2 protein-coding genes are annotated in these 1304 nt (G+C 50.5%); both read right to left on the bottom strand.

Annotated features, from left to right (window positions below; all coding sequences use genetic code 11):
- Window positions 1–37 precede the first annotated feature (37 nt).
- Entirely contained in the window at window positions 38–265 is a 228-nt protein-coding gene (locus tag Q1A75_RS23885; RefSeq protein WP_299593556.1) for a hypothetical protein, read from the bottom strand.
- Window positions 266–508: 243 nt separating this feature from the next.
- On the bottom strand, window positions 509–1105 hold the full coding sequence (locus tag Q1A75_RS23880; protein ID WP_299593559.1) for a TetR/AcrR family transcriptional regulator: 597 nt from the start codon (window positions 1103–1105) through the stop codon (window positions 509–511).
- Between the last annotated feature and the right edge of the window lie 199 nt (window positions 1106–1304).

The following is a 1304-nucleotide window of genomic DNA, read 5'->3' as shown; positions in this document are numbered from 1 at the left end:
AATCAAACCAATCAGATGAGCCAAACTCTCTCTTAGTTTAGACCGCCATTGGCCCCAAAAACCATGACGACGGACAGGGGTCGTTTTGCAGACCAGTCACATCGAGCAGCGACGTGATTTTGAAGTCACCCATGTAGAACGTGCGAGAGACGCGCGGCGTTGGAACGCCTGTCGTTGGAGTGTCTGGGTTGATTGCATCTGCGAGGTGCGCAGGCAGGCCGAGAGGTGACATGCGGTTGTTGGGGTCAAATGCTGGCTTGTTCATGGTCGTTCTCCTCATTTGGTAATCAGTAAGTCGTTTATGACTGGATGGTCAGTCAAGTAGAGCGCACATGACTGGACATCCAGTCATAAATAGAGTTTTTTTCGAAAATCTCCGTAAGGCTATGTATTTATTACTTAAAGTTCTAGAACTATTTTGATTGAAGGGAGCCGCTGAGTGGAAAGGGCCGAACGATCTTACGTTCGGCCCCACTGGAAAATGATCGACTCACGATGTTTGGCAGCGCTACGCAGGCACTAGGCCGCGCCTCACCATAGACAAAGCCTCAGCGCGAATCTTGCCATGCCGCGCCTTGGGCAAGTTAAAAAGGCCGCGATGCAAGATCAGTCCATCGACTAATGACGCAATGGCGCGACCAAGATGCTCAGGATCAATATCCTGATTGACCTCTTTGCGATCACGCAAGTGTTTCAGCTGTCGCTCGTAGTTTTGCCCAAGCTGATCAAAGAATGCCCCCAATCTGCTAACGACCGGATCACCGTCAAGGTTTGGTCCAAACATCTCGTAAAAGAGTCTGATGAACCGCGTTGCCTCATCCTTTACTGTCGTACTGTTGTCCAAGCGTGCCATGAACTCATCGAGGGTGTCGGGGTCCTCTTGGCCCATTAGTCCATGTTGCAAGCGCTCAAAATGCCGATCCACGATGGCAACGGCGATGCTCTCCTTGTTCTTGAAATACAAATAGAGCGTGCCCTTGGCGACGCCTGCACCTTCCGCCACATCTGCAATAGTCGCAGTATGGAAGCCCTTTTGGATGTAGACTTCCATCGCGGCATTCAGAATGCCGTTCTGCATTTCTTCTCTATCAACAATCTTGGGCATGGGCGTCTCGCGGCTAATTAGTCAAATGGAATATAGCGTGTTTATGACTGGACATCCAGTCATAAACACAAAGGCATCGGATTTTGACTTTCTAATTCTGAAATCGAACCGAGGTTGTATCTCCATAGCCGATGGGGTGGATGGCTCCCGCTCCCCCGGCGTCGCAATGCGCCATAGTGCAGGTGTCATTATCTGCGAT

Origin of the sequence: uncultured Tateyamaria sp., from assembly GCF_947504105.1 — a bacterium.
In the GTDB taxonomy this organism is placed as follows: Bacteria; Pseudomonadota; Alphaproteobacteria; order Rhodobacterales; family Rhodobacteraceae; genus Tateyamaria.
Note: the sequence above shows the minus strand (reverse complement) of the source record. Positions and strands in the feature narration are given on the sequence as shown.